The sequence below is a fragment of the Streptomyces ochraceiscleroticus genome (assembly GCF_000720485.1).
Lineage (GTDB): Bacteria > Actinomycetota > Actinomycetes > Streptomycetales > Streptomycetaceae > Streptomyces > Streptomyces ochraceiscleroticus.
This window is the reverse complement of record NZ_JOAX01000119.1, coordinates 1-306: the sequence shown is the minus strand read 5'-3', so window position 1 is coordinate 306 and position 306 is coordinate 1. Positions and strand designations below refer to the sequence as shown.

The window sequence follows — 306 nt, the reverse complement described above, 5'->3', positions numbered from 1 at the left end:
GGTCGAAGGAGTCCTCGCGCGCGCCCGTGACGGCCGTCAGGGTCATGCGCTCGCCGTCGACGAGGATGTCCATGGGGAAGTCGCCGGGGTAGTCGGCCGAGCGCGCCCACGGGGCCGCCTCGTTGACGACCTGCAGCGTGGTGGCGGTGTCGGTGGCCGCCACCTCGAGGGTGCTGCCGCTGGTGTCGGCCCGGGCCTCCCCCACGACGGCCGTCATCCACGGCCCGTAGGGCACGCAGTTGAACGTGATCTGCCACCGGAACTGGCTGAGCGTCTCGGTGTAGCCCATGACGAGCAGGTACAGGT

Annotated in this window: 1 protein-coding gene; it reads right to left on the bottom strand. The window is 70.9% G+C overall.

Annotation, left to right across the window (positions count from 1 at the left end):
- Window positions 1-306, bottom strand: a 306-nt coding sequence (locus IG84_RS38585) for a hypothetical protein (protein ID WP_037801492.1), incomplete at both ends; no start/stop codon positions are given.